Annotated in this window: 22 protein-coding genes and 2 riboswitches; of the genes, 15 read left to right on the forward strand and 7 right to left on the reverse strand. The window is 65.7% G+C overall.

Translation table 11 applies throughout. The annotated features are described in order from the left end of the window. Positions 1-37 precede the first annotated feature (37 nt). A complete protein-coding gene (locus tag QFZ36_RS17110) occupies positions 38-517 on the forward strand; it encodes a Dps family protein (protein ID WP_306638150.1) in 480 nt (159 codons plus the stop codon). Positions 518-617: 100 nt separating this feature from the next. Here the strand turns inward: QFZ36_RS17110 and QFZ36_RS17115 are convergent, their stop codons facing one another. Next, positions 618-2,198 (reverse strand): MFS transporter, encoded by a 1,581-nt coding sequence (locus QFZ36_RS17115; RefSeq protein WP_306638151.1) that lies wholly within the window; start codon positions 2,196-2,198, stop codon positions 618-620. 67 nt (positions 2,199-2,265) lie between these two features. On the opposite strand from QFZ36_RS17115, the gene QFZ36_RS17120 reads away from it, so the two are divergent. The 5 genes from QFZ36_RS17120 (at position 2,266) to QFZ36_RS17140 (ending at position 9,725) form a co-directional block, all read left to right on the forward strand. Continuing rightward, on the forward strand, positions 2,266-2,805 hold the full coding sequence (locus QFZ36_RS17120; protein WP_306638152.1) for a TetR/AcrR family transcriptional regulator: 540 nt from the start codon (positions 2,266-2,268) through the stop codon (positions 2,803-2,805). Positions 2,806-2,896: 91 nt separating this feature from the next. Continuing rightward, positions 2,897-2,995, forward strand: a riboswitch (glycine riboswitch). A 1-nt stretch (position 2,996) separates the two neighbouring features. Continuing rightward, a riboswitch (glycine riboswitch) is annotated at positions 2,997-3,135 on the forward strand. A 38-nt stretch (positions 3,136-3,173) separates the two neighbouring features. Then, on the forward strand, positions 3,174-6,074 hold the full coding sequence (gene gcvP / locus QFZ36_RS17125; RefSeq protein ID WP_306638153.1) for an aminomethyl-transferring glycine dehydrogenase: 2,901 nt from the start codon (positions 3,174-3,176) through the stop codon (positions 6,072-6,074). 11 nt (positions 6,075-6,085) lie between these two features. Next, a complete protein-coding gene (gene gcvT / locus QFZ36_RS17130; RefSeq protein ID WP_306638154.1) occupies positions 6,086-7,234 on the forward strand; it encodes a glycine cleavage system aminomethyltransferase GcvT in 1,149 nt (382 codons plus the stop codon). Positions 7,235-7,812: 578 nt separating this feature from the next. Further along, positions 7,813-8,196, forward strand: a complete 384-nt coding sequence (gene gcvH / locus QFZ36_RS17135) for a glycine cleavage system protein GcvH (protein ID WP_306638155.1) — start codon at positions 7,813-7,815, stop codon at positions 8,194-8,196. Between the two features lie 101 nt (positions 8,197-8,297). Next, positions 8,298-9,725, forward strand: a complete 1,428-nt coding sequence (locus QFZ36_RS17140; RefSeq protein ID WP_306638156.1) for an L-serine ammonia-lyase — start codon at positions 8,298-8,300, stop codon at positions 9,723-9,725. 36 nt (positions 9,726-9,761) lie between these two features. Here the strand turns inward: QFZ36_RS17140 and QFZ36_RS17145 are convergent, their stop codons facing one another. Continuing rightward, positions 9,762-10,307 (reverse strand): TspO/MBR family protein, encoded by a 546-nt coding sequence (locus QFZ36_RS17145; protein WP_306638157.1) that lies wholly within the window; start codon positions 10,305-10,307, stop codon positions 9,762-9,764. 127 nt (positions 10,308-10,434) lie between these two features. Between QFZ36_RS17145 and QFZ36_RS17150 the strand changes: the two genes are divergently transcribed. The 3 genes from QFZ36_RS17150 (at position 10,435) to QFZ36_RS17160 (ending at position 14,557) form a co-directional block, all read left to right on the forward strand. After that, complete coding sequence (locus QFZ36_RS17150; protein ID WP_306638158.1) at positions 10,435-11,568, forward strand: lipid II:glycine glycyltransferase FemX; 1,134 nt, start codon at positions 10,435-10,437, stop codon at positions 11,566-11,568. A gap of 129 nt (positions 11,569-11,697) precedes the next feature. Beyond that, entirely contained in the window at positions 11,698-13,014 is a 1,317-nt protein-coding gene (locus tag QFZ36_RS17155) for a peptidoglycan bridge formation glycyltransferase FemA/FemB family protein (protein ID WP_306638159.1), read from the forward strand. Positions 13,015-13,069: 55 nt separating this feature from the next. Beyond that, positions 13,070-14,557: a threonine/serine exporter family protein gene (locus QFZ36_RS17160; RefSeq protein ID WP_306638160.1), complete on the forward strand. Its 1,488-nt coding sequence runs from the start codon at positions 13,070-13,072 to the stop codon at positions 14,555-14,557. Between the two features lie 26 nt (positions 14,558-14,583). Here QFZ36_RS17160 and QFZ36_RS17165 read toward each other — a convergent pair whose 3' ends face one another. Together QFZ36_RS17165 and QFZ36_RS17170 are read right to left on the reverse strand one after the other, a co-directional pair. Then, positions 14,584-15,423: a siderophore-interacting protein gene (locus tag QFZ36_RS17165; protein ID WP_306638162.1), complete on the reverse strand. Its 840-nt coding sequence runs from the start codon at positions 15,421-15,423 to the stop codon at positions 14,584-14,586. A gap of 14 nt (positions 15,424-15,437) precedes the next feature. Further along, positions 15,438-16,208 carry a uracil-DNA glycosylase gene (locus QFZ36_RS17170; protein ID WP_306638163.1) on the reverse strand — a complete coding sequence of 257 codons (771 nt, stop codon included), beginning with the start codon at positions 16,206-16,208 and terminating at the stop codon, positions 15,438-15,440. A gap of 128 nt (positions 16,209-16,336) precedes the next feature. Between QFZ36_RS17170 and QFZ36_RS17175 the strand changes: the two genes are divergently transcribed. From QFZ36_RS17175 to groL, 5 genes are all read left to right on the forward strand, one after another. Further along, positions 16,337-16,666, forward strand: coding sequence for a DUF3263 domain-containing protein (locus tag QFZ36_RS17175; RefSeq protein ID WP_306638165.1), 330 nt, complete (start codon positions 16,337-16,339; stop codon positions 16,664-16,666). A gap of 51 nt (positions 16,667-16,717) precedes the next feature. Continuing rightward, positions 16,718-17,356, forward strand: a complete 639-nt coding sequence (locus QFZ36_RS17180) for a LytR C-terminal domain-containing protein (RefSeq protein ID WP_306638167.1) — start codon at positions 16,718-16,720, stop codon at positions 17,354-17,356. A 203-nt stretch (positions 17,357-17,559) separates the two neighbouring features. Then, positions 17,560-17,766, forward strand: a complete 207-nt coding sequence (locus tag QFZ36_RS17185; RefSeq protein WP_306638169.1) for a cold-shock protein — start codon at positions 17,560-17,562, stop codon at positions 17,764-17,766. Further along, positions 17,763-19,043, forward strand: coding sequence for an ABC transporter substrate-binding protein (locus QFZ36_RS17190; RefSeq protein ID WP_306638170.1), 1,281 nt, complete (start codon positions 17,763-17,765; stop codon positions 19,041-19,043). Before QFZ36_RS17185 ends, QFZ36_RS17190 begins: the two co-directional genes overlap by 4 nt. A gap of 362 nt (positions 19,044-19,405) precedes the next feature. Further along, positions 19,406-21,034, forward strand: a complete 1,629-nt coding sequence (gene groL, locus QFZ36_RS17195) for a chaperonin GroEL (protein WP_091417205.1) — start codon at positions 19,406-19,408, stop codon at positions 21,032-21,034. Between the two features lie 84 nt (positions 21,035-21,118). Here groL and QFZ36_RS17200 read toward each other — a convergent pair whose 3' ends face one another. After that, a complete protein-coding gene (locus QFZ36_RS17200) occupies positions 21,119-22,429 on the reverse strand; it encodes an ABC transporter substrate-binding protein (RefSeq protein ID WP_306638172.1) in 1,311 nt (436 codons plus the stop codon). Between the two features lie 272 nt (positions 22,430-22,701). Here QFZ36_RS17200 and QFZ36_RS17205 point away from each other — a divergent pair, with 272 nt between their 5' ends. Further along, positions 22,702-23,781, forward strand: a complete 1,080-nt coding sequence (locus QFZ36_RS17205; protein ID WP_306638174.1) for a ribonuclease HI family protein — start codon at positions 22,702-22,704, stop codon at positions 23,779-23,781. Between the two features lie 35 nt (positions 23,782-23,816). Here the strand turns inward: QFZ36_RS17205 and QFZ36_RS17210 are convergent, their stop codons facing one another. Together QFZ36_RS17210 and QFZ36_RS17215 are read right to left on the reverse strand one after the other, a co-directional pair. Next, entirely contained in the window at positions 23,817-24,104 is a 288-nt protein-coding gene (locus QFZ36_RS17210; RefSeq protein WP_306638176.1) for a WXG100 family type VII secretion target, read from the reverse strand. Positions 24,105-24,210: 106 nt separating this feature from the next. Beyond that, on the reverse strand, positions 24,211-25,692 hold the full coding sequence (locus QFZ36_RS17215; RefSeq protein ID WP_306638177.1) for a sensor histidine kinase: 1,482 nt from the start codon (positions 25,690-25,692) through the stop codon (positions 24,211-24,213).

Consider the following 25,692-nt stretch of genomic DNA (forward strand, 5'->3'; position numbering starts at 1 on the left):
GTAGCGTCGGGATTACTGGACCAATCGAGGAGGATGCATGAAAGCTTCACCGACACTGACCAACAACCTGCAGGCTGTGCTCGCGGACCTGATCGAACTGCACATCCAGGGCAAGCAGGCCCACTGGAACATCGTGGGAACCAACTTCCGTGACCTTCACCTGCAGTTGGATGAGATCGTGGACGCCGCCCGCCAGTTTGCCGATGATGCTGCCGAGCGGATGCGGGCACTGCACGCCCTGCCGGACGGGCGCAGTTCCACCGTGGCTGAATCCACCAGCCTCGCTCCTTTTCCCGAGGGCCTCATCAGTACCAAGGACGCCATCGAGCGCATTGTTGCCGCCCTTGAGGCTGCGGTAGGCACCATGCGCAAGGTCCATGACGAGGTGGACGAGGAGGATCCCACGACGGCGGACCTCCTGCACGAGTTCATTGCCAAACTCGAGCAGTTCGCATGGATGGTCAATGCCGAGACCATGAAGGCCACCGCGAGCGTCACCGCCCCGGACGCGCAGTAGCCCGTTCCGGCGCACGTAGCTATCCAGCGCCCGGCTCCGGACTTCCTGTCCGGACCCGGGCGCTGCGTTTTGCCGGGAAGTATTCAGGCGGCGTGCTGCCTTATCCGGCCTTGGGCACTTGCCGCAGGACGACGGCGGCAAGTACTGCCGCCGTCGCCATCAGCACCAGCCCGATCGCCGCAGTGACGTGCACACCCGAGTCGAAGGCTGAGCCGGCGGCCTGCCGGACGGCATCCGCCAGGGGAGCAGGCAGTCCCGCTGCCAGGTCCATGGCTCCGGCCAGAGTCTCGCCGGCATGGGCGGTGCCCTGGCCGCCGGCAGCTTCCGCGACGCCGGCCGGCAGATGCAGGTTGTGCTGGTAGGAGGCCGTGAGGATCGAGCCCAGCACCGCGGTGCCCAGCAGGGCGCCCACCTCGTACCCCGTCTCAGAGATAGCCGATGCCGCACCGGATTTTTCCGCCGGCACGCTGCCCAGGATGAGGTCATTGGAGATGGTCTCCGCCGTCCCCACGCCCAGCGCCAGGACCAGCAGCGCTGCGAGCAGGAGCGCCGGCCCGTTGGAATGGCTCCCGAAAGTCACCAGGCTGTACCCGCCGGCGCTCATGCCGAGTCCGGCTGCCACCACAAAGCCGGGACGGACCTTGCGGACCAGGGGCACCACCGCCAGGCCTGCCGCCACGGTAGCCAGCAGCGCCGGAATCATGGCCATTCCTGCGGCCGAAGGGGACATGCCTTCGAGGAGTTGCAGGTGCTGGGCCAGGAAGAGGATAAAGCCGTTGAAGGAGAACAGGGCAAGGACGTTCGCCGTGATGGCCGTGCTGAACACCCGGTTTTGGAACAGGGACATGTCCAGCAAGGGGCTGTCCAGCCGCTGTTGCCGGCGGACGAACGCGGCGCCCATGGCCAGTCCGAAGGCTATGCTTCCCAGGGCCAGGGGTGCCGGTCCCTTGGTGGCGTATTCCTTGATGCCGTAGACCACCGGCACCATGGTCAGCAGCGAGAGCAGGATACTCGGCGCGTCCACCCTGCCCGGCGAGGGGTCCCGGGATTCCGGAATGAACGCCGGGCCGAAAGCCAGCAGCGGCAACATGATGGGCACCGCCACCAGGAGCACCGCTCCCCACCAAAATTGTTCCACGAGCCACCCGCCGAAGATCGGCCCGAGGGCCGCGCCGCCGGAAAACCCGGCCGCCCAGATGGCGATTGCCAGCCGGCGGCGGTTGGGGTCCGGGAAGATGTTGCGGATCAGGGACAGTGTGGAGGGCATCAGCATCGCGCCGAAGAAACCCAGGGCGGCCCGGCCCGCTATCAGCCAGCCGGCAGTGGGGGCGAATGCCGTTGCGGCTGACACTGCCGCGAAGCCGATGCTGCCGATGATCAGGAGCCGGCGCCGTCCGATCCGGTCGCCCAGGCTCCCCATGGCAACGAGCAGTCCCGCCAGCACCAGCGGGTAGGCGTCCACGATCCACAGAAGTTCCACGCCGGAGGTGCCTAGGGCCCGGGCAATCGCCGGCAGGGCAAACGTCAGGGCTGTGTTGTCGACGGCGACGAGCAGGACCGGGAACATCAGCAGTCCCAGGGCAAGCCAGTCGCGCCAGGTGCCCCGGGTTAAATCAGGGTGGCGGGCTGCCGGGGCCTTCAGTGTGGTTCGGTCCTGCTGCGGGGTGGAGAAAGCGGTCATCCAATTAACTATACCGTCCAGACGGTACAGTTAAGAAACGGGATCCGGACAATGCATGATTGGAACCATGGCCAGAAAACCCGTTGCGCGAGATGCAGTCCTCGATGCCTTTGAAGAACTCCTGATCGACGTGGGGGAGCGCGCCGCCACCCTGGACGCGGTGGCGAAACGGGCAGGTGTCTCCAAAGGCGGGCTGCTGTACCACTTCCCCAACAAGGAGGCGCTGATCGCGGCGACCCTTGAGCGGCTGGACCGCCTGGCGGGGGAGGATCTGGGCGTCATGGAATCCGCGCCCGAAGGCGCGGCGGCCTATTTCATCCGGTCATCGCTCTGGTCCGACACCCCCATGGACAGGTCCTTCGTGGCCGCCACGCGCCTCGCTGAAGTGGCCCACGAGGAGGCCCGCCGCCGCTTCGCCGCCATCCAGCGGCAATGGCTGGAGCTCATCGGCAGGGATGTGGGCCCGGCAATGGCAAAGGCCGTGCTGTACATGGGGGACGGGCTGTACTTCAACGCCATGTGGGAGAGCGGGCCGTCCGGAAAGGCCGGCAACCGGCAGGCCGAGGTGGACGAACTCCTGGCCGCCGTCGAGCGGCTCAGGGGCTAGCAGCCATTTGCTCCACGGCTGGCGGCATAGGAGAATTGGTCAATGTACGGGCCGCCTCCGGGCTCCCGTGACAACCCAAATGAATAGCCTTTGATCTGCGGCGGGAGAGTTCTGCCAGAAGGTACAAGCAGGCGCCGTAGGAGCAATACCTCCCCAGGAATCTCACAGGCCCATGTACCGCCGCGGCGAGGCACCTCTGGAAAGCAGCACGCTGTCCGCCCCGGTATCCGGTCCCGGATACTTGGACTGCCGTGCTCACCGACGGTGCAAGCGGGGCCGGCGAAAGCAGGCACCGCGGAAACTCTCAGGTCCAGTTACAGAGCGGGGAGGACCCGAATCGATGTGGCGTACCCTTCGCCGCCTTAGTTATGGAGTTCCTCGTGACTGTTTCTCCGGCCCCCGCCTCCCCGGCCCCCGTCGCTCCGGCCGCCACTGCGCCGGCTGCCACCTTTGTTGACCGTCACATTGGCGCCCGCCGCCAGGCTGACGTCGACACCATGCTCAAAGCCGTGGGCTACGACACCGTGGACGCACTGGTTGACACCGCGGTGCCCAAGGACATCCGCCAGGATTCGGCACTGGAACTGGCTGGCGCCCTGAGCGAGGTGGAGGCGCTCGCCGAACTTCGCAGGCTGGCCGCGAAGAACAAGACCGCGGTGCAGATGATTGGCCAGGGTTATTACGACACGGTGACGCCGCCGGTGATCCGCCGCAACATCCTTGAGGGTCCGGCCTGGTACACCGCCTACACGCCCTACCAGCCCGAGATCTCCCAGGGCCGCCTCGAAGCGCTGCTGAACTTCCAGACCATGGTCCAGGACCTCGTTGGCCTGCCCATCGCCAACGCCTCCCTGCTGGACGAAGCCACGGCAGTGGCCGAGGCCGTGCTGATGATGCGCCGGGCGAACAAGAACAAAGAGGCGCACGACGGCAAGACGGTGCTGGATGCCGACTGCCTGCCGCAGACCATTGCCATCGTCAAGGGCCGCGCCGAGGCGCTGGGCTTCGAGGTGGAGGTCGCTGACCTCACCCAAGGCCTTCCCGACGGCGTCATCAACGGCGTGGTGCTCCAGCAGCCCGGCGCCTCCGGCCGGGTATTCGACCACAGCGCAGTGATTGCCAACGCCAAGGAGCGCGGCGCACTTGTCACCGTCGCCGCGGACCTCCTCGCGCTGACCCTCATCACTCCTCCGGGCGAGCAGGGCGCGGACATCGCCGTCGGATCGGCGCAGCGCTTCGGCGTCCCGCTGTTCTACGGCGGCCCGCACGCAGCCTACATGGCCGTGCAGAAAGGCCTGGAACGCTCCATGCCCGGCCGACTGGTGGGTGTCTCCAAGGACTCCGCGGGCGTCCCGGCCTACCGCCTTGCCCTGCAGACCCGCGAGCAGCACATCCGCCGCGAGAAGGCCACCTCCAACATCTGCACGGCCCAGGCGCTCCTGGCCATCGTGGCCTCAATGTACGCCGTGTACCATGGCCCCGAGGGCCTGAAGGCTATCGCCCGGTCCGCCCACGCCCATGCCGCGACGCTCGCCACCTCCCTGAAGGCCGCCGGCTTCGACGTCCTGCACACCAGCTTCTTCGACACCGTCACGGTCTCCGTTCCGGGCAAGGCCGCAGGCATCGTCGCAGGCGCTGAGGCCCGGGGCATCAACCTGCGCAGCATCGACGCGGACACGGTGGGCTTCTCCACCGATGAAACCACGACGCCGACCATTGTCGACGCCGTCCTTGAAGCCTTTGGTGCCCGGCTGGCCGAGGTTACGGACGCGTTTGGCCTGGACGCCGCCGTCGAGCGTTCCTCCGACTTCCTGCAGCACCCGGTGTTCAACACCCACCGGTCCGAAACGCAGCTGCTGCGCTACATCAGGAAGCTCAGCGACCGCGACCTGGCGCTGGACCGCACCATGATCCCGCTGGGTTCCTGCACCATGAAGCTGAACGCGACGGCCGAAATGGAAGCCATCTCCTGGCCCGAGTTCGCGTCCATCCACCCGTTCGCCCCGGATTCCCAGACCGAAGGCTGGCGCGAGCTGATTGCGGACCTGGAAGCCCAGCTGACCGAGATCACCGGGTACGACCAGGTGTCCATCCAGCCCAACGCCGGCTCACAGGGCGAACTCGCCGGCCTGCTGGCCATCCGCGGCTACCACCACTCCCGGGGAGACCAGCAGCGCAACGTCTGCCTGATCCCGGCTTCGGCCCACGGCACCAATGCTGCCTCGGCTGTCCTTGCGGGCATGAAGGTTGTTGTGGTAGCCACGGCTGCTGACGGCACCATCGACCACGCCGACCTCTACGCCAAGATCGAGGCCAACAAGGATGCCCTGTCCTGCATTATGATCACTTACCCGTCCACGCACGGCGTGTACGACGCCGACGTGCGCGAAGTCTGCGACGCGATCCACGCCGCAGGCGGACAGGTTTACATTGACGGCGCCAACCTCAACGCCCTCGTTGGCCTGGCCCAGCCGGGCAAGTTCGGCGGCGACGTGTCCCACCTGAACCTCCACAAGACGTTCTGCATCCCGCACGGCGGCGGCGGACCCGGCGTCGGCCCCGTTGCTGCCAAGGCGCACCTGGCCCCGTTCATGCCCGGAAACGCGGCCACCTGGACCGAAGGCAACGACGTCCCGATCTCCGCGTCCAAGTACGGCTCCGCCGGCGTGCTGCCCATTTCCTGGGCCTACGTGAAGCTGATGGGTGGCCAGGGACTTACCGAAGCAACCAAGTCTGCCCTGCTCGCCGCGAACTACATCGCCGCCCGCCTGAACGACTTCTTCCCGGTCCTGTACACGGGAGAAGGCGGCCTGGTGGCGCACGAGTGCATCCTGGACCTGCGCGAGCTGACGGCCAAGACGGGTGTCACCGCCGAGGACGTGGCCAAGCGCCTCATCGACTACGGCTTTCACGCTCCCACCCTGGCGTTCCCCGTTGCGGGGACCCTGATGGTGGAGCCCACCGAGTCCGAGGACCTCGGCGAGATGGACCGCTTCATCGAGGCCATGATCTCCATCCGCGCCGAAATTGACCAGGTGGCGCACGGTGAGTTCTCCGTGACTGACAGCCCGCTGCGCAATGCCCCGCACACCGCGGCGGCCGTCATCAGCAGCGACTGGGACCGCGCCTACCCGCGCGAGCAGGCCGTGTTCCCGGTGAAGTCGCTCAAGCAGGACAAGTACTTCCCGCCGGTTGGGCGCATCGACGGCGCGGCCGGCGACCGGAACCTGATCTGCTCCTGCCCGCCGCTTTCCGAGTTCGAGAACTGAGGGCCCGGGCCATGACTGAGAAGTACACCGCTCTTTACGAGGAGCACAAGAAGCTGGGAGCCTCCTTTACCGACTTCGGCGGCCGGCAGATGCCCCTGAAGTACAGCTCCGAGCTCGCCGAGCACCACGCCGTCCGCAAGAGCGCCGGGCTGTTCGACCTGTCCCACATGGGCGAGGTCTGGGTGACCGGCCCGGATGCGGCGGCGTTCCTGGATTATGCCCTCGTGGGAAAGATTTCCGCCATGCCGGTGGGCAAGGCAAAATACTCCCTCATCTGCAACGAGGCCGGTGGCATCATCGACGACCTCATCACGTACCGCCAGCCCACAGCTGCCGACGGCACCGACGTTTTCCTTGTGGTTCCTAACGCGGGCAATGCCGGAGTGGTGGCTGCTGCCCTGGCCGGGCGGGCTGAAGGATTTGATGCCCAGGTCGACGACGCCTCCGCAGCCACCTCCCTGATCGCGGTCCAGGGCCCGAAAGCGCAGGAGCTGCTGCTCCGCCTGGTCCCCGCCGCCCAGCACGGCCTGGTGACCGAGCTGAAGTACTACGCCGCAGTGGAGGTTCCGATCCTCGTCGGCGGTACCGGACTGGACCTGCTGCTCGCCCGCACCGGCTACACCGGCGAGGACGGGTTCGAGATCTTTGTGTCCGACGACCACGCCGTCGGCCTGTGGCAGGCGCTCGTCGCCATCGCGGACGACGGGGAGCTGACGCCCGCGGGCCTCGCCTGCCGCGACTCCCTCCGGCTCGAAGCGGGGATGCCCCTCTACGGGAACGAGCTCTCCCTGGAGGGTGACCCGTTCGCAGCAGGCCTGGGACCCGTCGTCGCACTGTCCAAGGAAGGCGACTTCGTGGGCAAGGCCGCACTGGCCGCCAAAAAGGAAGCAGGCGCCGGCAGCACCACCGGGCGCAGGCTCGTGGGGCTCAAGGGATTGGGCCGCCGCGCCGGCCGCGCCCACTACCCGGTCCTCAAGGATGGCAACGTCGTCGGCGAAGTCACTTCCGGCCAGCCCTCGCCCACCCTTGGCTATCCCGTGGCCATGGCCTACGTCGACGTTGAGCTCACCGGACCCGGCACGGCACTGGACATCGATCTCCGCGGCAAAGCAGAGCCCTTCGAAGTCGTCGACCTCCCGTTCTACAAGCGCACCAGGTAGTTTCCGGTTTTTGGTTGCGTCCGGTCCCAGCGGACCGGACTTTTCACGCGTGCTGCTCCTTCGTCGCTTTGACGCACGCTTTCGAAAAGCCCGGCTCCGCCGGGCCCTCAAGGTCACGTCACCACCTCGGTGGTTGAGCCTGTCGAAACCTTCGGGTTGCGTCCGGGCCCGTCGGGTTCGGCCTCCTCTGCGTGCTCGGTCGCGAAGACGCCCGCTGCGCGGACGTGACGCTCCCTTAGACGCACGCTGCCGGAGGCCGCACCCGAAGGGGCCCGCAAAGCTCACCACCCCCGGTGGTTGAGCCTGTCGAGACCCGAGGGGTGCGTCCGGGCCCGCCGGACGGGACTTTTCACGCGTGCTGCTCCTTCGTCGCTTTGACGCACGCTTTCGAAAAGCCCGGCTCCGCCGGGCCCTCAAGGTCAGGTCACCTGCGAGCATGGGGCCACGCCGTCCGGGTTCCCTGGCCGAGCTTGCGAGGTCAGGGAGACGGTGGGGAGTACGCGGAGGAATTCGGCCACCCACCACCAACCCAGCCACAAAGATTTGCACCACAGTTTCAAGAAGCAAAGGAAAAACACATGGCTAAAGTTGCCGCTGAATTGCAGTACTCCGACGAGCACGAGTGGGTGGCCCGGGAGGATGGAAACCTGGTTTCGATCGGGATTTCCGCTGTCGCAACGGATGCGTTGGGCGACATTGTGTACGTGGACCTGCCCGAGGTGGGCTCTGCTGTGACGGCGGGGGAGACCTGTGGCGAGGTGGAATCCACGAAGTCTGTTTCTGATTTGTATTCGCCCGTGACGGGTGAGGTGGTGGAGATCAATACTGGAGTTGTGGATGATCCCGCCCTGATCAACAACGATCCGTACGGAGCCGGCTGGCTCTTCAAGGTAGCTGCCGAATCCGAAGGGCCCCTGCTGTCCGCTCAGGACTACGCGTCCAAAAACGGCGGGGACCTGTAGAACCTTTGCTGTCGGTTCTACAGGTTCAACCACCGGTGATTGAGACTGTCGAAACTCTCGGCAAGCCCAACCACCGACCCCCTTTTAGTTAGGAACTGACCATGGCTGTTGGTGTCTTTGATCTCTTTTCCATCGGGATCGGGCCTTCGAGCTCGCATACGGTGGGGCCGATGCGGGCTGCCGCTGTCTTCGCCGAGGAGCTGAAGTCCACCGGAGCCCTGGACCGGGTGGCGTCGCTGCGGGTTGACCTGTACGGCTCGCTCGCGGCGACCGGCCACGGGCACGGCACCATGACCGCCATCCTGCTGGGGCTGGAGGGCTTCCATCCGGAGCTGATCCTGCCGGAGGAGGTGGAGGAGCGGCTGGCAACGATTGCCGAGACCGGGATCCTGCAGCTGGCCGGTGCCGTGCCCCTGCCGTATGGGGTGAAGGATATGGTGCTGCGGCCGCTGACCATCCTGCCGCGGCACACCAACGGCATGGCCTTCACTATCTTTGATGCCGAGGACGAGATCCTTCACACAGCAACGTTCTTTTCGGTGGGCGGCGGGTTTATCGTCCGGGAGGGCGAGGAGGACGCGGCACAGCAGCAGCTGGAGGAATCCAAGAAGGAACTGCCACTGCCCTTCCGCACAGCGGCGGAACTCCTGGGCCGCTGCCAGAGCAAGGGCCTCTCGATCGCCGACATCATGCTGGTCAACGAGAAGGCCTCCCGCTCGGAGGAGGACATCCGCGAAGGCCTGCTGCACATCTACTCGGTGATGGAGGGCTGTGTGCAGACCAGCCTGAAGCGCGACGGCGTGCTGCCCGGGGGGCTGAAGGTCCGCCGTCGGGCGCCGGACTGGTACGACCGGCTGAAGAAGGAAAGCTCACGGCCGGACGCTGAGGGCCAGGACCAGGAGTTCCATGACCCGAAGTATTGGCAGGAGTGGGTTAACTTGATTGCCCTGGCGGTGAATGAGGAGAACGCGTCGGGCGGCCGGGTGGTCACCGCACCCACGAACGGGGCCGCGGGGATTATTCCGGCGGTGCTGTACTACGCGCTGCACTTTGCCCCGGGGATGGAGAACGCCAGCCAGGAGGACCGCGACGACGTGGTGGTCAGGTTCCTGCTCGCTGCCGGCGCCGTCGGGGTGCTGTACAAGGAGCAGGCGTCCATTTCCGGTGCTGAGGTGGGCTGCCAGGGCGAGGTGGGCTCGGCGTCGTCCATGGCCGCGGCAGGCCTGGCCGAGGTGATGGGCGGAACCCCTGCCCAGGTGGAGAACGCCGCGGAGATCGCGATGGAGCACAACCTGGGCCTGACGTGCGATCCGATCGGCGGGCTGGTGCAGGTGCCCTGCATCGAACGGAACGCGATCGCTGCGGCGAAGGCGATCAACGCGGCGAAGATGGCCCTCTGGGGCGACGGCTCCCACCGGGTCTCGCTCGATGAAGTGATCGTGACCATGCGCGAAACCGGCAAGGACATGAGCTCCAAATACAAGGAAACGGCCATGGGCGGCCTCGCCGTCAACGTAGCTGTGTGCTAGCGGCGGCCTTAGCCCAGGCCGCGGTGACGGGCCCGGTCAGTTGTTGAGGGCAACCCACCAGTTCAGCGTGCCGGCGAACACCAGCCAGGACACGTACGGCAGCAGAAGCAGGCCTGCCATGCGGCTGATGGGGCCGAAGGACAGTACCGCCACCGCGACGGCGGCGATCAAGGCAACGATGATGGCCAGCGCCAACCACAGAGCAGCTCCGCCGATAGCGGGATAAAGCCCGAAGAATACCGGGGTCCACGCAAGGTTCAGAGCCAATTGGATTCCGTAAACCTTCAAAGCGCGCGGGGTCCCCGGGGCATGCTTCCGCCAAACCAGCCAGGCGGATACGGCCATCGCCGTGTACAGAAATGTCCAGACCGGGCCGAAGATCCAGTTGGGCGGCGACCAGGGAGCCTTGTCCGCAGTGGCATACCAGCCGTTCACGCTGTTGAACGTGGCCAGTGACCCGAGACCCGCAACGACGAACGACGCTGCCAGGAAGCCAGCCAACACCAGGACCTGCCTGCCGGTGCCCGGCCGTTCCGCATCCTTGGTCCGGGCTGGTTTCACTTCTCCGGGATACGGCTGCATGCCTCAACCCTTGCCAGGACCCTTGCTGGAGTCAAGGCAACAGGCCCGTCCGCAGCAGCGGCAAAAGGGCGCCGGCCCCACCCCGCTGAAAAGGCCCCGCGCCGGCAGGCTTTAGACTTGAGGCTGCATGTCCGCACGCAGCCACGAGTACAGAACCGCGCACAACCCCCGATTGGACACGGCCCCCTTGCGAGAATTCACTGCACGTTTTGCCACCGACGAGGAAATTGAAAACTGGGACAAGCACGTCACGGCCAATCCCAATGGCGGCAACATGCTGCAGTCCGCCGCCTACGCGTCGGTGAAGAACGGCACTGGCTGGAGGGTCCGGTTCCTGGTACTGGAAAGCCCCGGCTCAGCCAGCTACAACCTGGTGCTGGAGAAGACGTTCCCGCTCCTGGGCCGGCTCTGGTACCTTATCAAGGGCCCTGACCTCGCAGCAGCCGGAGACCTCAGCGGGGCACTCGAAGCCTGCGCAGCGTTCGCCCGGGACAGGAAGCTCAACGTCTTCACCATCAAGATCGAACCGGACATCGTGGACTCCGTCGATGCCCAGGCCCAGCTGTCCGCCGCCGGCCTGGTGAAGGCGCCCAACATCCAGTCCAACGACTCCACCGCGCTGCTGGATATCTCCGGCCCGGAAGAAGCGGTCTTCAAAGCAATCTCCTCCCGGGCCCGCAACGCCATCCGCCGCGCCGAGCGGGAAGGCTGCGAGGTGCTCCGGAAAGAACCCGGCCCCGAAACCTACCGTGCGTTGTATGACCTCATGGCGGACACAGTGAACGCCAAAGGTTCCATGCCCCTGCGCAGCTACGAGTACTACGCTGCGTTCTGGGACGAGTTCTGCAACCGCGGCCAGGGCAATTTCTTCTTCGTCTACGAGGACGGAAAACCCAGCGTGGGCGCGTTCGTGATCAACTACGGCGCCAAGGCAACCTACAAGGACGGCGGTTCCACCCAGAACCGCAAACAGTACGGCGATTCGCATCTGGTCCAGTGGGCCGCCATCCGGCGGATGCAGGAACTGGGCTGCACCGAATACGACTTCTGCGGCACCCCGCCCGCCTCCCTGATCAAGGACAAGAGCCACAACCTGTACGGCATGGGGATGTTCAAAACGAGCTTCACCAAAACAGTCACAGATTTTGTGGGCTGCCACGACTACATCCTTGCCCCGCTCCGCCACCGTCTCTGGGTCGGCGGCGCAGAAAAAGTCTTCCGCCGAATCGAAACAGCGCGGACCGGCCAGCAGTTCTACTGACCGCCGCCCCGGCGCAGGCTGAACCACAACAGGCTGACCCTCAACAGGCCGAAGTGGAGCCGCGCCACAACACCCGTCCCTGACCCTGCGCCTGACCCCTAGGCCGAACACCGTGAATAAGGAAATCCCTTGAATCCAGTCACCACCGGCACCGATCTTGAATTTGCCATCCTCAGCGACTCAGAGTTCGAGGCCTTTGCAGTTAAGCACCCGCAAAACAGCTTCCTCCAGTCCGTTGACTTCTCCCGGTTCCAGCGCGCCCGCGGGCAGCAGGTGGAGCTCTTCGGCATCCGGCGAGGCGGCGAACTGGTGGCTGCCGGGAAACTGAACTACACCACCACCCGCTTGGGGTACACGGTGTGCGAATGTGCCAAGGGCCCCCTGATGGACTATGCGGACCTCGAACTGGTGCGCGACGTCGTCGCACTCCTCCGCGGGCGTGCCGCCGAACGCAAAGCCGCGGAGCTGCGGATTTCCCCCAACCTCAAATACATCGCACGCGACGAGGATGGCGCCGAACACCCGGAGAATGAGGACAACCGCCCGCTGGTGGCACAGCTTTCCGGGCTCGGGTTCCAGCACCAGGGACTGGACATGAACTTCGTCAACGTGAACTGGATGTTCATTAAGAGCCTGGAAGGGATCAAAGACGCAGAAGAACTCATCATGGGCACCAGCTACCGGACCCGCAAGGCCATCCGGAAAGCCGAGAAAAACGGTGTCTTCCTGGAACAGGCCACGCTGGAAACCCTCGACGACTTCTACAGTGCCCTGAGCAAGGCCGGGGACGAAAAGGGGTTCGTTTACCGCGAACGCGCTTACTACGAGCATCTGCTCCGCACCACGTCCCCGGAGTTCACCAAACTCATGATGGCCAAGATCGACATTCCGGCCTACCGGAAATCCATCACGGAGCGGCTGGCCGCGGAATCGGCCACTGCGGCCGGGCTCCGCCGCGAAGTGGAAGAGACTGGCAGCAAGAAAAAGGCCAACCGGCTCAAAGTAGTCCAGGACCTCGTGGACAGCTACGAGCGGAGCCTCAAGGACATCGAACGCTTCCCCGACTCCGTAGGCGTTGCCACCGTGGCCGCCATCCACTTCGTCTGCTACGGGGACGAGGTGGTATGCGTGATCGGCGGCACCGTGCAGGACTACATCTACTTCAACGGCGCCACCTCCCTGTACTGGGGAATGATGCTGCACGCGCTGGAAAAGGGCTACGCCCGCTACAACTTCTACGGAACGTTCGGCATCTCGGGACAGGACGAGGAGGGCCACGGCGGCTACGAGTTCAAGAAGGGCTTCGGCGGCGAAGTGGTCCAGCTGATGGGTGACTTCGTGATGCCGGTCCGGCCGGCCGTCTTCCAGGCGAACCGCCTGGCCCGGACCGCGGTGGCCGCGGCCCGCACAGTGCTGGGCAGGCTGCCTTTGAGGCGTTCGGCCTGAAAGACTGTCCACAGCACCGTACCGGTTCACAGCACCGCACTGGGAGGAGGCAACCATGACTAACCGGCCGGAACACCCCGGGCGCAGGCCGCACACGGACGGACTGCCCAAGACCGAGCCCCTGACCCCGTCCCAGGCGCGGCAGAACGCCGCCGCAAAAAGAATGCTGCGGCGGCTGGTGCAGGGCGAAAACCCGCCCACCGCCCCCTTGAGCATCGTGGACCGCCTTACCGGCAGCCCGTACGCCAACCCGATGATCCAGGTGGGCGGCGTTGACACCTCCGCCCGGAAGACCCTCGACTTCGCCCTGCACCTGGCCGAAACCATGTTCCGCTACGGCGCCGGTGCTCTCGAGGTTGAAACCAGCATCATCGCCGTCACCGCGGCGCTGGGCCTGAAAAACATCGAAGTGGACATCACCAACCAGTCCGTGGGCATCAACTACGCCCCGAAGGACCAGACGCCCATCTCCCTGCTGCGGGTGGTGCGTTCCTGGACGAACAACTACGCGGGTCTGGCCAAGGTCCACCAGCTGGTGACGGATATCGTGGCCGGCGGCGTAGGCCGTGACGAGGCGATCCGCCGCCTTGGCGAGGCCATCACCAGCCCCAAGCCCTTCCCCCGGTGGCTGGTCACGGTGGCGTTCGGCACGTTCGCGGCGGCTTTTGTGGGCGTCCTGGGCGGCGGCCCGGTATCGTCTGTCATCGCCTTCGTCGTCAACATCGGCATCAGCCTGCTGGCCCGCCAGCTGGGCCGGTGGCGGGTGCCGGACTTCTTCATCACTGCCAGCTGTTCGTTTGTTGTGACCCAGCTGGCGCTGGTGCTCTGGCAGTTCGGGCTGACAACGTCTCCCGCCATCGTGGTGGTGGGCGGCATCCTCCTGCTCCTGCCCACGGGACGCCTCGTCTCCTCCGTGCAGGATGCGATCAACGGCTTCCCGGTCACGGCAGCTGGACGTTTCCTGTCCACACTGCTGACGTTCGGTGCCATCGTGGCGGGCATCGCCGTCGCGTTTGTGGTGGGGGAGCTGACGGGGATGCAGCGCATCGACGTCACGCAGACATTCCCGCCCGCCTACGACCTCTGGGTCCTGGTGCTCTTCGTGGCGGTGGCCGTGATGGCCATCGGAATCACGGAACAGACCAGCTGGAAGCTATTGCTGCCCACGGCAGGCGTGGGAGTGGCGGGCTACTTCGTCCTGCTCGCTGCCGGCCAGCTGGGAGTCGGGGACCGCTTCTCACCCGCCCTCGCTGCGGTGGTCATCGGCCTGCTGGCCCGGGTGGTTGCCCTCCGGATGGGGGCACCGCAGCTTGTGGTGGCCGTGCCGGCAGCATTGATCCTGTTGCCGGGCCTGACGATCTTCCGGTCCATGTACGTGCTCACCATCGAGGAAGCCGAGATCCTCCTCGGCGCCGGGGGAATGCTCAACGCCGGCGCGATCGTCCTGGGAACGGCGGGCGGGATCGTCCTGGGTGACACCCTCGCGAGGCCGCTGACCCGGAGCCTGGCGAGCAATGAGCGGCGCCGAGCCCGGCGCCGCTGACTGGATCTGCCGCTGATGGGTACCGCCTAAATCTGGCCGACCGGCAGCTTCTTCTCCGCCTGGAACACGTCCTCCACGCGGCCCTTGGCCCAGTAGCCCGAGAGCGAAACCTGCTTGCGGTCCAGGCCGCGCTGCTTGAACAAAACGTCGCGCAGGGCCTTCATGTAGCCACGCTCGCCGTGGGCGAAGACGTCCACGCGGCCGTCGGGCCATTCCGCGTCCGCCACCGCCTGGACCAGGAGGTTGCTCTCGCCGGCGGGGACTCCGTTGCGCCTGAGCCAGTGGAGTTCCACTCCGGCGGGGGCCGCGATGTGCTGGATGTCGGCGTCGGAATCGACTTCAAGGAACGCCAGGCCTGTCGCCTCGGCGGGCAATGATTCCACGCATGCCGCGATGGCCGGGAGCGCCGCCTCGTCGCCGGCAAAGAGGTACCAGTCCGCCTCGGGCGCGGGGTTGTAGGCGCCACCCGGGCCGGTGAACGTCACGGTGTCGCCGGGCTGCGCCGTGGCCGCCCAGGGACCTGCCAGGCCTTCGGCGCCGTGCACCACAAAGTCGATGGCCAGTTCGCGCGCGGCAGCATCCACCCAGCGGACGGTGTAGGTGCGGGTGAAGGGCCACTGCTCCCGCGGCATGGTTTCGCGGATGCTCCACAGATCCAGCGGGGAGGAGTATTCGACGCCGGGCTGCGGGAAGACCAGCTTGATGTACCGGTCCACAAAGTCATTGTTGGTGAAGTCCGCAAAGCCGTCCCCGCCGGCAACAATCCGAACCATATGCGGGGACAGTTCTTCCCGGCGGATCACGGTGAGGTTGACCTGCGGACGGCTTTTTTTGGTGGCGCTGGTGGCGGCGGGCATGGTGCTCATAAGGCAAGCCTAAGCTAGGGGACTGGCGGGAGCTCCCAGGTTACGTCCAGCGCACCCTGGGCGCGCAGGAGTTCGTTGACGCGGCTGAAGGGGCGGGAGCCGAAGAAGCCGCGGGACGCGGACAGCGGGCTGGGATGCGCGCTTGCCACCACGGGGGCCCCGTCCAGGAGCGGCCGGAGGCCTTCCGCGTCCTTTCCCCACAGCACGGCAACGAGGGGCATCGGTGACCCGTCCGTACGGTGCCTGCGTGCCACCGCGGTGACGGCCGCCGTCGTGATTTTCTCCCAGCCTTTGCCGCGGTGGGAACCCGCTGAGCCCGCCCGCACCGTCATGACCCGGTTCAGGAGCAGCACGCCCTGGTCAGCCCACGCGGAAAGGTCCCCGTGCACCCGGGCCGGAACTCCGAGGTCCGCTTCCAGCTCGCGGTAGATATTCGCGAGGCTCCGCGGGATGGGCCGCGTGTGCGGATCAACGGAAAAGGACAGCCCCACCGCGTGCCCCGGCGTGGGGTAGGGATCCTGGCCCACGATGAGGACCCTGACGTCCGCGAGCGGCTGCCGGAAGGCCCGCAGGACGTTCGACGGCGCCGGCAGGACATGGTGCCCCGCTGCCACTTCGCCGGCAAGGAAGGTGAGCACGTGGCGAAGTTCCTCCTCGACGCCCGCCAGCGCTTCTGCCCAATCGGGTGCCATCAGCTCGTCCAGGGGAAGCCGCGCGAGCTCGGCGAAACCCGGCGCGTCTGCCGGTTCCTGCGCCAGTTCGAACAAGGCATCTGATTCAAACACCGTCCCATTCTTGCAGGGGCGCCCTTGGCAAGGGGCCGGCAGCCCTTCCTGCCTGCAAATGACATGGGTGTTCTTCGCCCGTTAGCATGGGGGTCAGACATTTTCGCAAACAGCAAAAGGAGCGTGCAGTGGCGGAACCAGCTCGGGAGCACCTGCCGGAGCAGGAACCACGGCATTCGCTCCTGGCCGACTTTACGCTCCGTGACTCGCCGCTGAGCGAGCGGGACCAGCAGATGCTTGCCCTGGAGCGGCAATGGTGGAAGTACGCCGGGGCCAAGGAACAGGCCATCCGGGAGCTCTTTGACCTGTCTGCGACGCACTACTACCAGCTGCTGAATGCCCTCATCGATACCGAGGACGCACTGGCCCACGATCCCATGCTGGTCAAGCGATTGCGTAGACTACGTACGTCGCGTCACCGTGCCCGTACCGCACGGCGCCTGGGGTCCGACGCGTAAGACGCTCCCGCTGTGCCCTCCAGCAGCAAACCAACAAGGATGTCATCCACCATGACCAGATACGCCCGCGATGAATTCGACAAGGTCCCGGAGACTGCTTCGCGACAAGGTGTCCACCGCACGGCTTCCGCCCCTTCCCGGGTACGGTTGTGGCCGATCCTTGCGGTGGGCGTAGCCGCACTGGCCATCGGACTGGTGTCCTTCCTGATCCTCCCGAAGCTCGGTTTCAGCACCGCCGGCGACCAGGCATCCGTCAGCCAGGAGGCAGCGCCACTGGCCGGCACCGGTTCCACGCCTTCGGCGACTCCGGACACGTCCCCCTCAACCGAAGCACACCCCTCCGCTTCGGTTGAACCCGAACCGAGTGCCGAGGCCGAACCGGAGCCGAGCGCATCTGCCACGGCCCCGGCCTTGATCAACAAGGCGCAAGGCGTTGCCATTTACAACGCCACGGGGACAGCAGGGCTGGCCAGCCGGGTTGGCGGCACGGTCCAGGCTGATGGCTGGACGCTGGGGCAGGTGGGCAACTGGTCCGGCTCCCCGCAGCGAACCTCCATCATCTTCTACTCGGGAGCAGGCCAACTCGCCGGCGCCCAGGCCCTGGCGGACCTCCTGGGTATTCCCACGATGGTGAACAGTACCGAATTCCAGGTACCCCTGGTTGTGGTGCTCGGCCCCGGTTACCGATAAACAGCAATTGTCTTTATGGGCAAACAGCACGGGGATGTCCCTGCCTGGGTACCGGCTGTTACGCCTGAATAACTATTGCCGGTTGTCCCGGAGCCGTCCCGCTCCGGCCGCCATTGAGTTGGCTAGAGTGATTTTCAGGTTCGGTCCGGGCCAGCCGGCACAGCGGCGGGGACGCCCGGACACAATTGAAAGAGTGGTCGGACATGGCACTGGGAACCGTCAAATGGTTCAACGCGGAAAAGGGCTACGGCTTCATTACCGTCGACGGCACGGGCGATGACGTCTTTGTCCACTGGTCCGCAATCCAGGGCGAAGGCTACCGGGCCCTCGACGAAGGCCAGCGCGTGGAGCTCGAGGTGGGCGAAGGCGAGAAGGGCCCGCAGGCCGAAAGCGTCCGGCCGGCCGAGTGAACACCGCTTTCCTGCGTCCCGTGGACATCCGCCGGACGGTCCTGGCCGCGGCGGCCTGTTCTATCCTGGCCCTGGCAGCCTGTTCCGGCGCCACCGGCAATGCGCGGGTGGAACCTGTGGAGGCGTCCGGAGACGGCACTTTGAGGGTGGGGCTGATCCTGGACAGCACCGGCGACAACGCCTTCCTGAACGCACCGCAGCTGGCGGCCGCCAAGCTCGCAGTGCAGGAGATCAATGCCGCCGGCGGCCATAAAGGCAAGCCGGTGGAGCTCCTTCCCACCGGATCCGGGCAGGATGCGGCCGGGCAGGCCCAGGCCCTCGTTGCCGCTAAGGCTGACGTTGTCATCGGCCCCACCGATTCCAGCCACGCCGCCGCCGCCATCGACATCCTCTCCCGCGCCCGGACTCCGCTGATCTCGCCTGCCAACACGGCCGCCGGGCTGAGCACCGCCAACAGCGGCGGCTATTACTTCCGGACCGCAGCTGCCGACGTGGCGCAAGGCCCCGTCCTCGTGAAGCTCGCCAAGGACGCCGGCGCCAACACTGTTGCGGTGATGTACCAGGAAGGCTCCTACGGCAAGGACTTGTCTGCCGCCGTCGCCGCCTCTGCCGGGGAGGCCGGCCTGGCAGTGGCCGCCACTGCCGGCTTCAAGCCGGGCGAGGCGGGCAGTGCCGCTGCTGCCGTGGACAGGGCCAACGCGGACGCGGTAATAGTCATCGCCCGGGATGGTGCGCAGGGCGCCCTGGCCGAACTGGGCAATGCCGGCGTGGACGGGAAACGGATCATCCTCAGCGACGGCGCCTTCGCGCGATACGGCTCCCGCCTGCCGGCCAAGTCACTCGACGGCGCCCGCTCGGTGGTTGCCGGGCAGCTCCCCGAGGCGGACTTCCAGGCCAGGCTGCTCACGGTGGATCCGGGCCTGAAGGATGTATCCTTTGCGGCCGAGGCCTATGACGCCGTGACCGTTGCTGCCTTGGCTGCCGCCCGGGCGCAGGACGACGCGGGCCGCTCCATCGCCGCCAACCTGATCGCTGCTTCCGGAGGAACGGTGGAAGGATCCACCGGGAAACCGGCGGCCGACGCCTGCCTCACCTACAAGGACTGCCGGGCAGGGCTGATGTCCGGCCCGGATATTAATTACGACGGCGTGTCGGGCCCGGTTGCCTTCGACGCCAATGGGGACATCACCACCGCCACCTTCACCGTCTACACCTATGGGGCGGACAACAATCCTGCGCCCAGCGGCCGGGAGACTGCCGGGCGGGCTGCAGGCTGACCCGCCCGGGCCCGGCCTCACTGTTGGCCCGGCTTCGCTGTTGGCCCGGCTTCGCTGTTGGCCCGGCTTCGCCGTTGGCCCGGCTTCGCCGTGGGCTAAACAGGGAGACTGTCCGGCTTCTTTCGCTTGCACTCTCACGTGGGGAGTGCTAATTATTGAGTTAGCACTCTGACGTACCGACTGCTAAGCAAAGCTGGTTCCGGCCTGCGGCGCGCTGCACCGGTCGAGGAGCGAAGAAACACCTAACTGGAGTGAGATCCGCACCCGGAGGCATACAGAGGCCAACGGCGAAGGATCGTCCGTCGCGGGCACTGCAGCGAAGGTTCATTCTTAACGACTGTCCCGAAAGGACTATTGCCGTTATGGCCAAGATCATTGCATTTGATGAAGAGGCACGCCGCGGCCTTGAGCGGGGACTGAACATCCTCGCCGACGCCGTTAAGGTCACCCTCGGCCCGCGTGGACGCAACGTCGTCCTCGAGAAGAAGTGGGGCGCCCCCACGATCACCAACGATGGTGTTTCCATCGCCAAGGAGATCGAGCTGGACGATCCTTACGAGAAGATCGGCGCCGAGCTGGTCAAGGAAGTTGCCAAGAAGACCGATGACGTCGCTGGCGACGGTACCACCACCGCTACTGTGCTGGCACAGGCACTGGTGAAGGAAGGCCTGCGCAACGTTGCTGCCGGCGCCGACCCGCTGTCCCTCAAGCGCGGCATCGAGAAGGCTGTTGAAGCCGTCACCGCCGAGCTGCTGAACTCCGCCAAGGAAATCGAAACCAAGGAAGAGATCGCCGCTACGGCATCCATCTCCGCCGGCGACGAAGAAATTGGTGCCCTCATTGCCGAAGCCCTGGACAAGGTTGGCAAGGAAGGCGTCATCACCGTCGAGGAGTCCAACACCTTCGGCCTGGAGCTTGAGCTCACCGAAGGCATGCGCTTCGACAAGGGCTACATCTCCGCCTACTTCGTCACTGACGCCGAGCGCCAGGAAACGGTCCTCGAGGATCCGTACATCCTGATCGTCAACTCGAAGATCTCCAACGTCAAGGAACTGGTTGCTGTCCTCGAGAAGGTCATGCAGTCCAACAAGCCGCTGCTGATTATCGCAGAGGACATCGAGGGCGAGGCCCTGGCCACCCTGATCGTCAACAAGATCCGCGGCACCTTCAAGTCCGTTGCCGTCAAGGCTCCGGGCTTCGGTGACCGCCGCAAGGCGCAGCTGGCCGACATCGCCGTCCTCACCGGCGGCCAGGTCATCTCCGAAGAAGTTGGCCTCAAGCTGGAGAACGCCGGCCTGGAGCTCCTGGGCAAGGCACGCAAGGTTGTTGTCACCAAGGACGAGACCACCATCGTCGAAGGTGCAGGCGACGCCGACCAGATCGCCGGCCGCGTGGCACAGATCCGCGCCGAGATCGAGAACTCCGATTCGGATTACGACCGCGAGAAGCTGCAGGAGCGCCTGGCCAAGCTGGCCGGCGGCGTTGCAGTCATCAAGGCCGGTGCCGCAACGGAGGTTGAGCTCAAGGAGCGCAAGCACCGCATCGAAGACGCAGTGCGCAACGCCAAGGCTGCAGTTGAAGAAGGCATCGTCGCCGGTGGCGGCGTGGCCCTCATCCAGGCCGGTGCCAAGGCATTCGCCAACCTGCAGCTCTCCGGCGACGAAGCAACCGGTGCGAACATCGTCCGCGTTGCCATCGACGCCCCGCTGAAGCAGATCGCCTTCAACGCCGGCCTGGAGCCGGGCGTTGTGGTTGACAAGGTCCGCGGCCTGCCCGCTGGCCACGGCCTGAACGCTGCAACCGGCGAATACGTCGACCTGCTGGCTGCCGGTGTGAACGACCCCGTCAAGGTAACCCGCTCTGCCCTGCAGAACGCGGCCTCCATTGCCGGCCTGTTCCTCACCACCGAGGCAGTCGTGGCTGACAAGCCCGAGAAGAACGCTGCCCCGGTTGGCGGCGGCGACGACATGGGCGGCATGGGCGGCTTCTAAGCCTTCCCTGCCGGGCCTGGTCCCGCGAGAACATAAATGCGGCCCCCTTGAAAGAGGGGGCCGCATTTTGCGTTCGAAGCCTTTTTACTTCCTGGCGCTGGCCAGCATTCCTTCAACTTCCTTTTTGAAGGCGTCAGCAGCTGCCTGCGGCGTGAGCCTGTCGTAGAGGACTTCATCGGTGTACCGCTTGACCACGTTCTGCACGCTGCCGGCCCCTACAGGGGGAACTGGGGGAGCCCCCTTGATATCCGGGCCGAGATCCTTCAGGAAGCTGACCACCATGGTGTCCGCCGGCTTGAGAGTGGGCTTGATGGCTTCGACGATCTCTGAATTGGTTGGGACGCCGCGGTCCGTCATCAGGATCGCTCCGGCTTCGGGGCTGTTGGCCAAAAAGTTGATGAACGTCGAGGCTTCCTTGGGGTGCTTTGACCGTGAGGAGGCGGACCAGAACATACTGGGCTTGTAGTACATGCCGTTCTGAGCGGCAGAACCGTCAACGCTGGGTGCCCGGAGCATCTTAATCCTGCTGCCGGTAGTAGCCTCGAGCGATCCGAGCTGGTTGGTCCACCACCAGGCCATGCCAACCCTGTTGGTGCCGAAGAGGCTTTCTTCCAGTCCGGCACCGGCGTCCTCGGTGGCGACGGTGGCCGGCGGACTGGCCTTCGAATCTCGCTGTTCCTTCAGGCGCTCCCAGAACGAGGCAGCAGTGGACGTTTCGAAGGCCAGCTTCCCGTCCTCTGAATAAAGATTCTCGCCGTGCTGCCGCAGCCAGATGATCAGGTCGGCTTCATTGGTGCCGTAGGCCGCACCGTAGTTCTTGCCGTCGCCTGCGGCACTGATCTTGGCGGCCGTGGCCATAAAGTCATCCCAGGTCCACTTGGTGTCATCCGGGAGGGGAACGCCGGCTGCGTCGAAGACTTTGGAATTGGCCATGATGACGTAGGCGTTTTGGCCGGTGCTGATCCCGTACTGGGCGTCGTCGTACTGGCCGGAAGCCAAGCCTTCTTTGTCCAGCTTGGAGGTATCGATACCGTCCTGCTTGGACAGATCAAGGAGGGCTCCGCGTCCGCCGTATTCGGCGATGTACTTCTGGTCCATCTGGATGACGTCCGGCGCGTCGTTCGCCGCAGTCTTGGTGGCGAGCTTGTCCCAGTAGCTGGCCCACTCACCAGGCTCGGATTCGATCTTGATATTCGGGTGTTCCGCTTCAAAAGCGTCAATGACCTTTTCGGTCTGGGAATTGAGGTACTCGTTGCCCCACCAGGCAAACCGCAGGGTGACTTCCTCGTTGTTGCCGGAACCGCCGGACGTGCCACAGCCCGTTGCGAGGAGGGAAAAGGCAATGGCCACTGCGCCGAGCCGGATCTTTCCCCGCCTGCCGGTTGGAATCGTCATTGATGTGCCTTTCTCGTTCTGTTGACCACACATTCTCCTGGCCCGCGAAGGGCAACTTCGCCTGCTTCGCCCGGATCCGAGAAAGCGTTTTCTCGTATGACATCCGATTGTGCCGGTGTCCCGATGCCTTCGTCAAGCATTTTCGGTAAACGCTTTCCCTTGCGGGCGCGCCCGCGCGAGCGGCCGCAGCTGTCGCCAGGCGCGCGTTGCAGCGGGAGGTGTGGGAGGGCCGGGACCAGCGCATTTCGGGCGTCTTCTGGCAGGATGGACCGGTGACGATTACTGCAGCGGCCGACGGTTCGGCTTTGGGAAACCCCGGCCCGGCGGGCTGGGCCTGGTACGTGAACGACGACTGCTGGCGCGCCGGCGGGTGGCCTCACGGTACCAATAACCAGGGTGAGCTGATGGCGGTCCTTGATCTTCTGCGGGCTACTGCCCACCTGCCCCAGGAGGACCTGCACATCCTCTGTGACAGCCAGTACGTCATCAACTCGATCACCAAGTGGATGCCGGGCTGGAAACGTAAGGGCTGGCGGAAGGCCGATGGCAAGCCAGTGCTGAACGTGGACCTGCTCAAGGAACTGGACCGGGAACTGGCGGGGCGGAAATACAGGTTCGAGTGGGTCAAGGGGCACGCAGGGCATGACCTGAACGAAGCCGCGGACGAGCGGGCGCGAGCCGCGGCCACGGCCTACCAGCAGGGGGTGGCTGCCCGCTCCGGGCCGGGATTTCCCGGCACCCACCACCTTTCCGCATCCGGAGCCCATGCAGCCGGTGCCGTTTCAGCCACTGCCCAGACTTTGGCAGCACCACCCCGTGAACCCGACCTCTTCAGCCAGCAGGAGCTGGCGCAGCAGGCCGCCTCAGGGCGGAAGACTCAGGAGCCGGCCCTTCCCCGCCAGAGCATCAGCCCGGAATCCACCAGCCAGCAGGACTTCGCGCAGCTGGACTTTGCCCAGCTGGACGACGGGGCCTTTGACCTGGCTGGGGCATCTGGCCAGGCCCAAACGGCACCGCCTGAAGCGCTGGTGGAGGAGCTGGAGCGGGAACTGCTGGGCCCCCTGGTACGCGGCGATATCGGCAGGACAGCTGTCCTCCTGCACCCCGACTTCCTGGAGATCGGCAGCTCGGGCCGGGTCTGGACCAGGGATGCCATGATGATGGCCCTCGAGGAAGATCCCGGCGAGCGGACCGACATTGAGATCCTTGGCGCGGACCGGATCGGCCCCGCCGCGGTCCTGTTGACCTACCGGAGCTTCGCGCGCTCAGGCACAACGCTCCGAAGCTCGCTGTGGGTGCTGGACGGCGACCGGTGGCGGCTGCGGTTCCATCAGGGCACTCCCGAAGCCTGACGCGCGCACTCCGGGCGCCTCGCCGCCCGGTTGGCTCAGCTGAACCGCTGGGTGTTTCCCTGCTCCGCCTGGGCGTAGGTGGCGGCCGCCGACGCCAGGGCCATATTGATCGAGGCGAGGGAAGCTTCCACCCTGCCCTGGGTAAGAGTCCATTCCGTGACGAGGGCCTGGAAGTTGGTGGCTGCGGAGCCGCGCCAGGATCCCTGGAGCTCGTCCAGTCCCCGTTTCATGGCCTGGACGTCGGCGCTGATCCGGTCTACCGTGGCCTGGACGTTGGCCGATTTGAGCTGCAGGAGTTCGGTGTCGACGGAGATGATGCTCATGGCAATGCCTTTCGCAGTACGGGCAGCGTTTGCTCCCATGCCCGGCTGGTCCGGGCAACTGCAACAAGCCTATGGATGCGCATCTTCCCGCGGCCACGACCGGAGCCTATATGTGGATAACCTCGCCGTCGACGCCCTCGGCTTTGGCCTGCACCGGCGCGTCCTCGCGCTGCGGAAGGCTGACCACCAGTGTGGCCCCGCCGCCGTCGGTATTCTCCACCCGGACAGACCCGCCGTGGGAGCCCACAATGGCTGCCACAATGGCCAGGCCCAGGCCGCTGCCGCCCGTCTCCCGCGTGCGCGACGTGTCTGCACGGTAGAAACGCTCGAAGACCTTCGACGCATCTTCCTCGGAGATACCCGGTCCGTGGTCCCGGACTTCAATGACGGACCTCTGGCGCCCGTCCTCTGACGCGCGGACGCCAACAGCCAGCTCAATGGGGGTGTCATCGGGGGTGTAACGCAAGGCATTGCCCACAAGGTTGCCCACCACCTGGCGGAGTTTGGCCTCGTCGCCCAACACGGGTGCGGGAGCTGCCTTGCCGCCGTCGAGCCCGACCAGGGAGATGACCCGCGCACGGGAGCTGGCCTGTGTGTCCACCACGGCATCGTGGGCAATCAGCTGGAGGTCGACAGGCTTTTGCTGCAAGGGCCGCTGCTCATCGAGGCGGGCGAGCAGCAGCAGGTCCTCCACCATGGAGCCCATGCGCTTGGCTTCGCTTTCGATCCTGCCCATGGCGGTGGCAACGTCTTCGTCGGTGGCCAGGGCGCCATGCCGGTAGAGCTCGGAGAAGCCGCGGATGGTCACCAGCGGGGTCCGCAGTTCGTGCGAGGCGTCGGCAGCGAACCGGCGCATCCTCGCCTCCGACGCGGTGCGTGCGGCAAAGGCCGATTCGATGTGGGCGAGCATGGCGTTCAGGGAACTGCCCAGCCGGCCCAATTCCGTGTGCGGGTTGTCCACATCGACCCGGCGCGACAGGTCACCGGCGGCAATGGCCGCGGCAGTCTTCTCCACCCGTGCCAGCGGCCTGAAGGACCGGCTGACCGTCCAGCTGCCGATCAGCGATGCCAGCAGCAGCGTCAGCAGGCCCACTCCGGCCACCACCAGGTTGGCGTGCTTAACGACATCATCCACGTTTCGCAGGGGCAGCCCGATCACCACCACGGCGGGCTCGTCATTGCTCAGGACGTTAACCGCCACCACGCGCCAGTTTTCCCCGTCGGTGCCGCGCACCTGGAAGGGGACCCGGCCCTGGGACTCTGCCTGCGCCACGGACATGTTCGCGATGTCCGGATGGTTCTGCTTGTCGCCGCCGAAGGGGTAGGGCTCCTGCTGGTCCCGGTACAGGATCAGGGAATAGTCGGTGGGGATGATGGGGTTCGTCGGCGTCTGCAGCTGACTGAACGACTGCTGCTTTGCCGCCAGGGCGACGGCGGCGTACAGCTTGTCATCCACCTGCTCCTGAAGGTAGCTGTGCAGCAGCGTCAGGGTGACGCCGCCGGTTGCCGTCAGTGCCACCACCAGCAGGCCCATGATCATTGCTACCAGCTGGGACCGCAGGGAGGCTGTTTTCCACCGCTTCAACAA

The organism is Pseudarthrobacter siccitolerans (genome assembly GCF_030823375.1).
GTDB classification, from domain to species: Bacteria; Actinomycetota; Actinomycetes; order Actinomycetales; family Micrococcaceae; genus Arthrobacter; species Arthrobacter siccitolerans_A.

Coding starts and splice junctions, on each gene's coding strand:
- QFZ36_RS17110 (WP_306638150.1), top strand. CDS start 38: ATGAAAGCTTCACCGACACTGACCAACAACCTGCAGGCTGTGCTCGCG.
- QFZ36_RS17115 (WP_306638151.1), bottom strand. CDS start 2,198: ATGACCGCTTTCTCCACCCCGCAGCAGGACCGAACCACACTGAAGGCC.
- QFZ36_RS17120 (WP_306638152.1), top strand. CDS start 2,266: ATGGCCAGAAAACCCGTTGCGCGAGATGCAGTCCTCGATGCCTTTGAA.
- gcvP (WP_306638153.1), top strand. CDS start 3,174: ATGGAGTTCCTCGTGACTGTTTCTCCGGCCCCCGCCTCCCCGGCCCCC.
- gcvT (WP_306638154.1), top strand. CDS start 6,086: ATGACTGAGAAGTACACCGCTCTTTACGAGGAGCACAAGAAGCTGGGA.
- gcvH (WP_306638155.1), top strand. CDS start 7,813: ATGGCTAAAGTTGCCGCTGAATTGCAGTACTCCGACGAGCACGAGTGG.
- QFZ36_RS17140 (WP_306638156.1), top strand. CDS start 8,298: ATGGCTGTTGGTGTCTTTGATCTCTTTTCCATCGGGATCGGGCCTTCG.
- QFZ36_RS17145 (WP_306638157.1), bottom strand. CDS start 10,307: ATGCAGCCGTATCCCGGAGAAGTGAAACCAGCCCGGACCAAGGATGCG.
- QFZ36_RS17150 (WP_306638158.1), top strand. CDS start 10,435: ATGTCCGCACGCAGCCACGAGTACAGAACCGCGCACAACCCCCGATTG.
- QFZ36_RS17160 (WP_306638160.1), top strand. CDS start 13,070: ATGACTAACCGGCCGGAACACCCCGGGCGCAGGCCGCACACGGACGGA.
- QFZ36_RS17165 (WP_306638162.1), bottom strand. CDS start 15,423: ATGAGCACCATGCCCGCCGCCACCAGCGCCACCAAAAAAAGCCGTCCG.
- QFZ36_RS17180 (WP_306638167.1), top strand. CDS start 16,718: ATGACCAGATACGCCCGCGATGAATTCGACAAGGTCCCGGAGACTGCT.
- QFZ36_RS17185 (WP_306638169.1), top strand. CDS start 17,560: ATGGCACTGGGAACCGTCAAATGGTTCAACGCGGAAAAGGGCTACGGC.
- groL (WP_091417205.1), top strand. CDS start 19,406: ATGGCCAAGATCATTGCATTTGATGAAGAGGCACGCCGCGGCCTTGAG.
- QFZ36_RS17200 (WP_306638172.1), bottom strand. CDS start 22,429: ATGACGATTCCAACCGGCAGGCGGGGAAAGATCCGGCTCGGCGCAGTG.
- QFZ36_RS17210 (WP_306638176.1), bottom strand. CDS start 24,104: ATGAGCATCATCTCCGTCGACACCGAACTCCTGCAGCTCAAATCGGCC.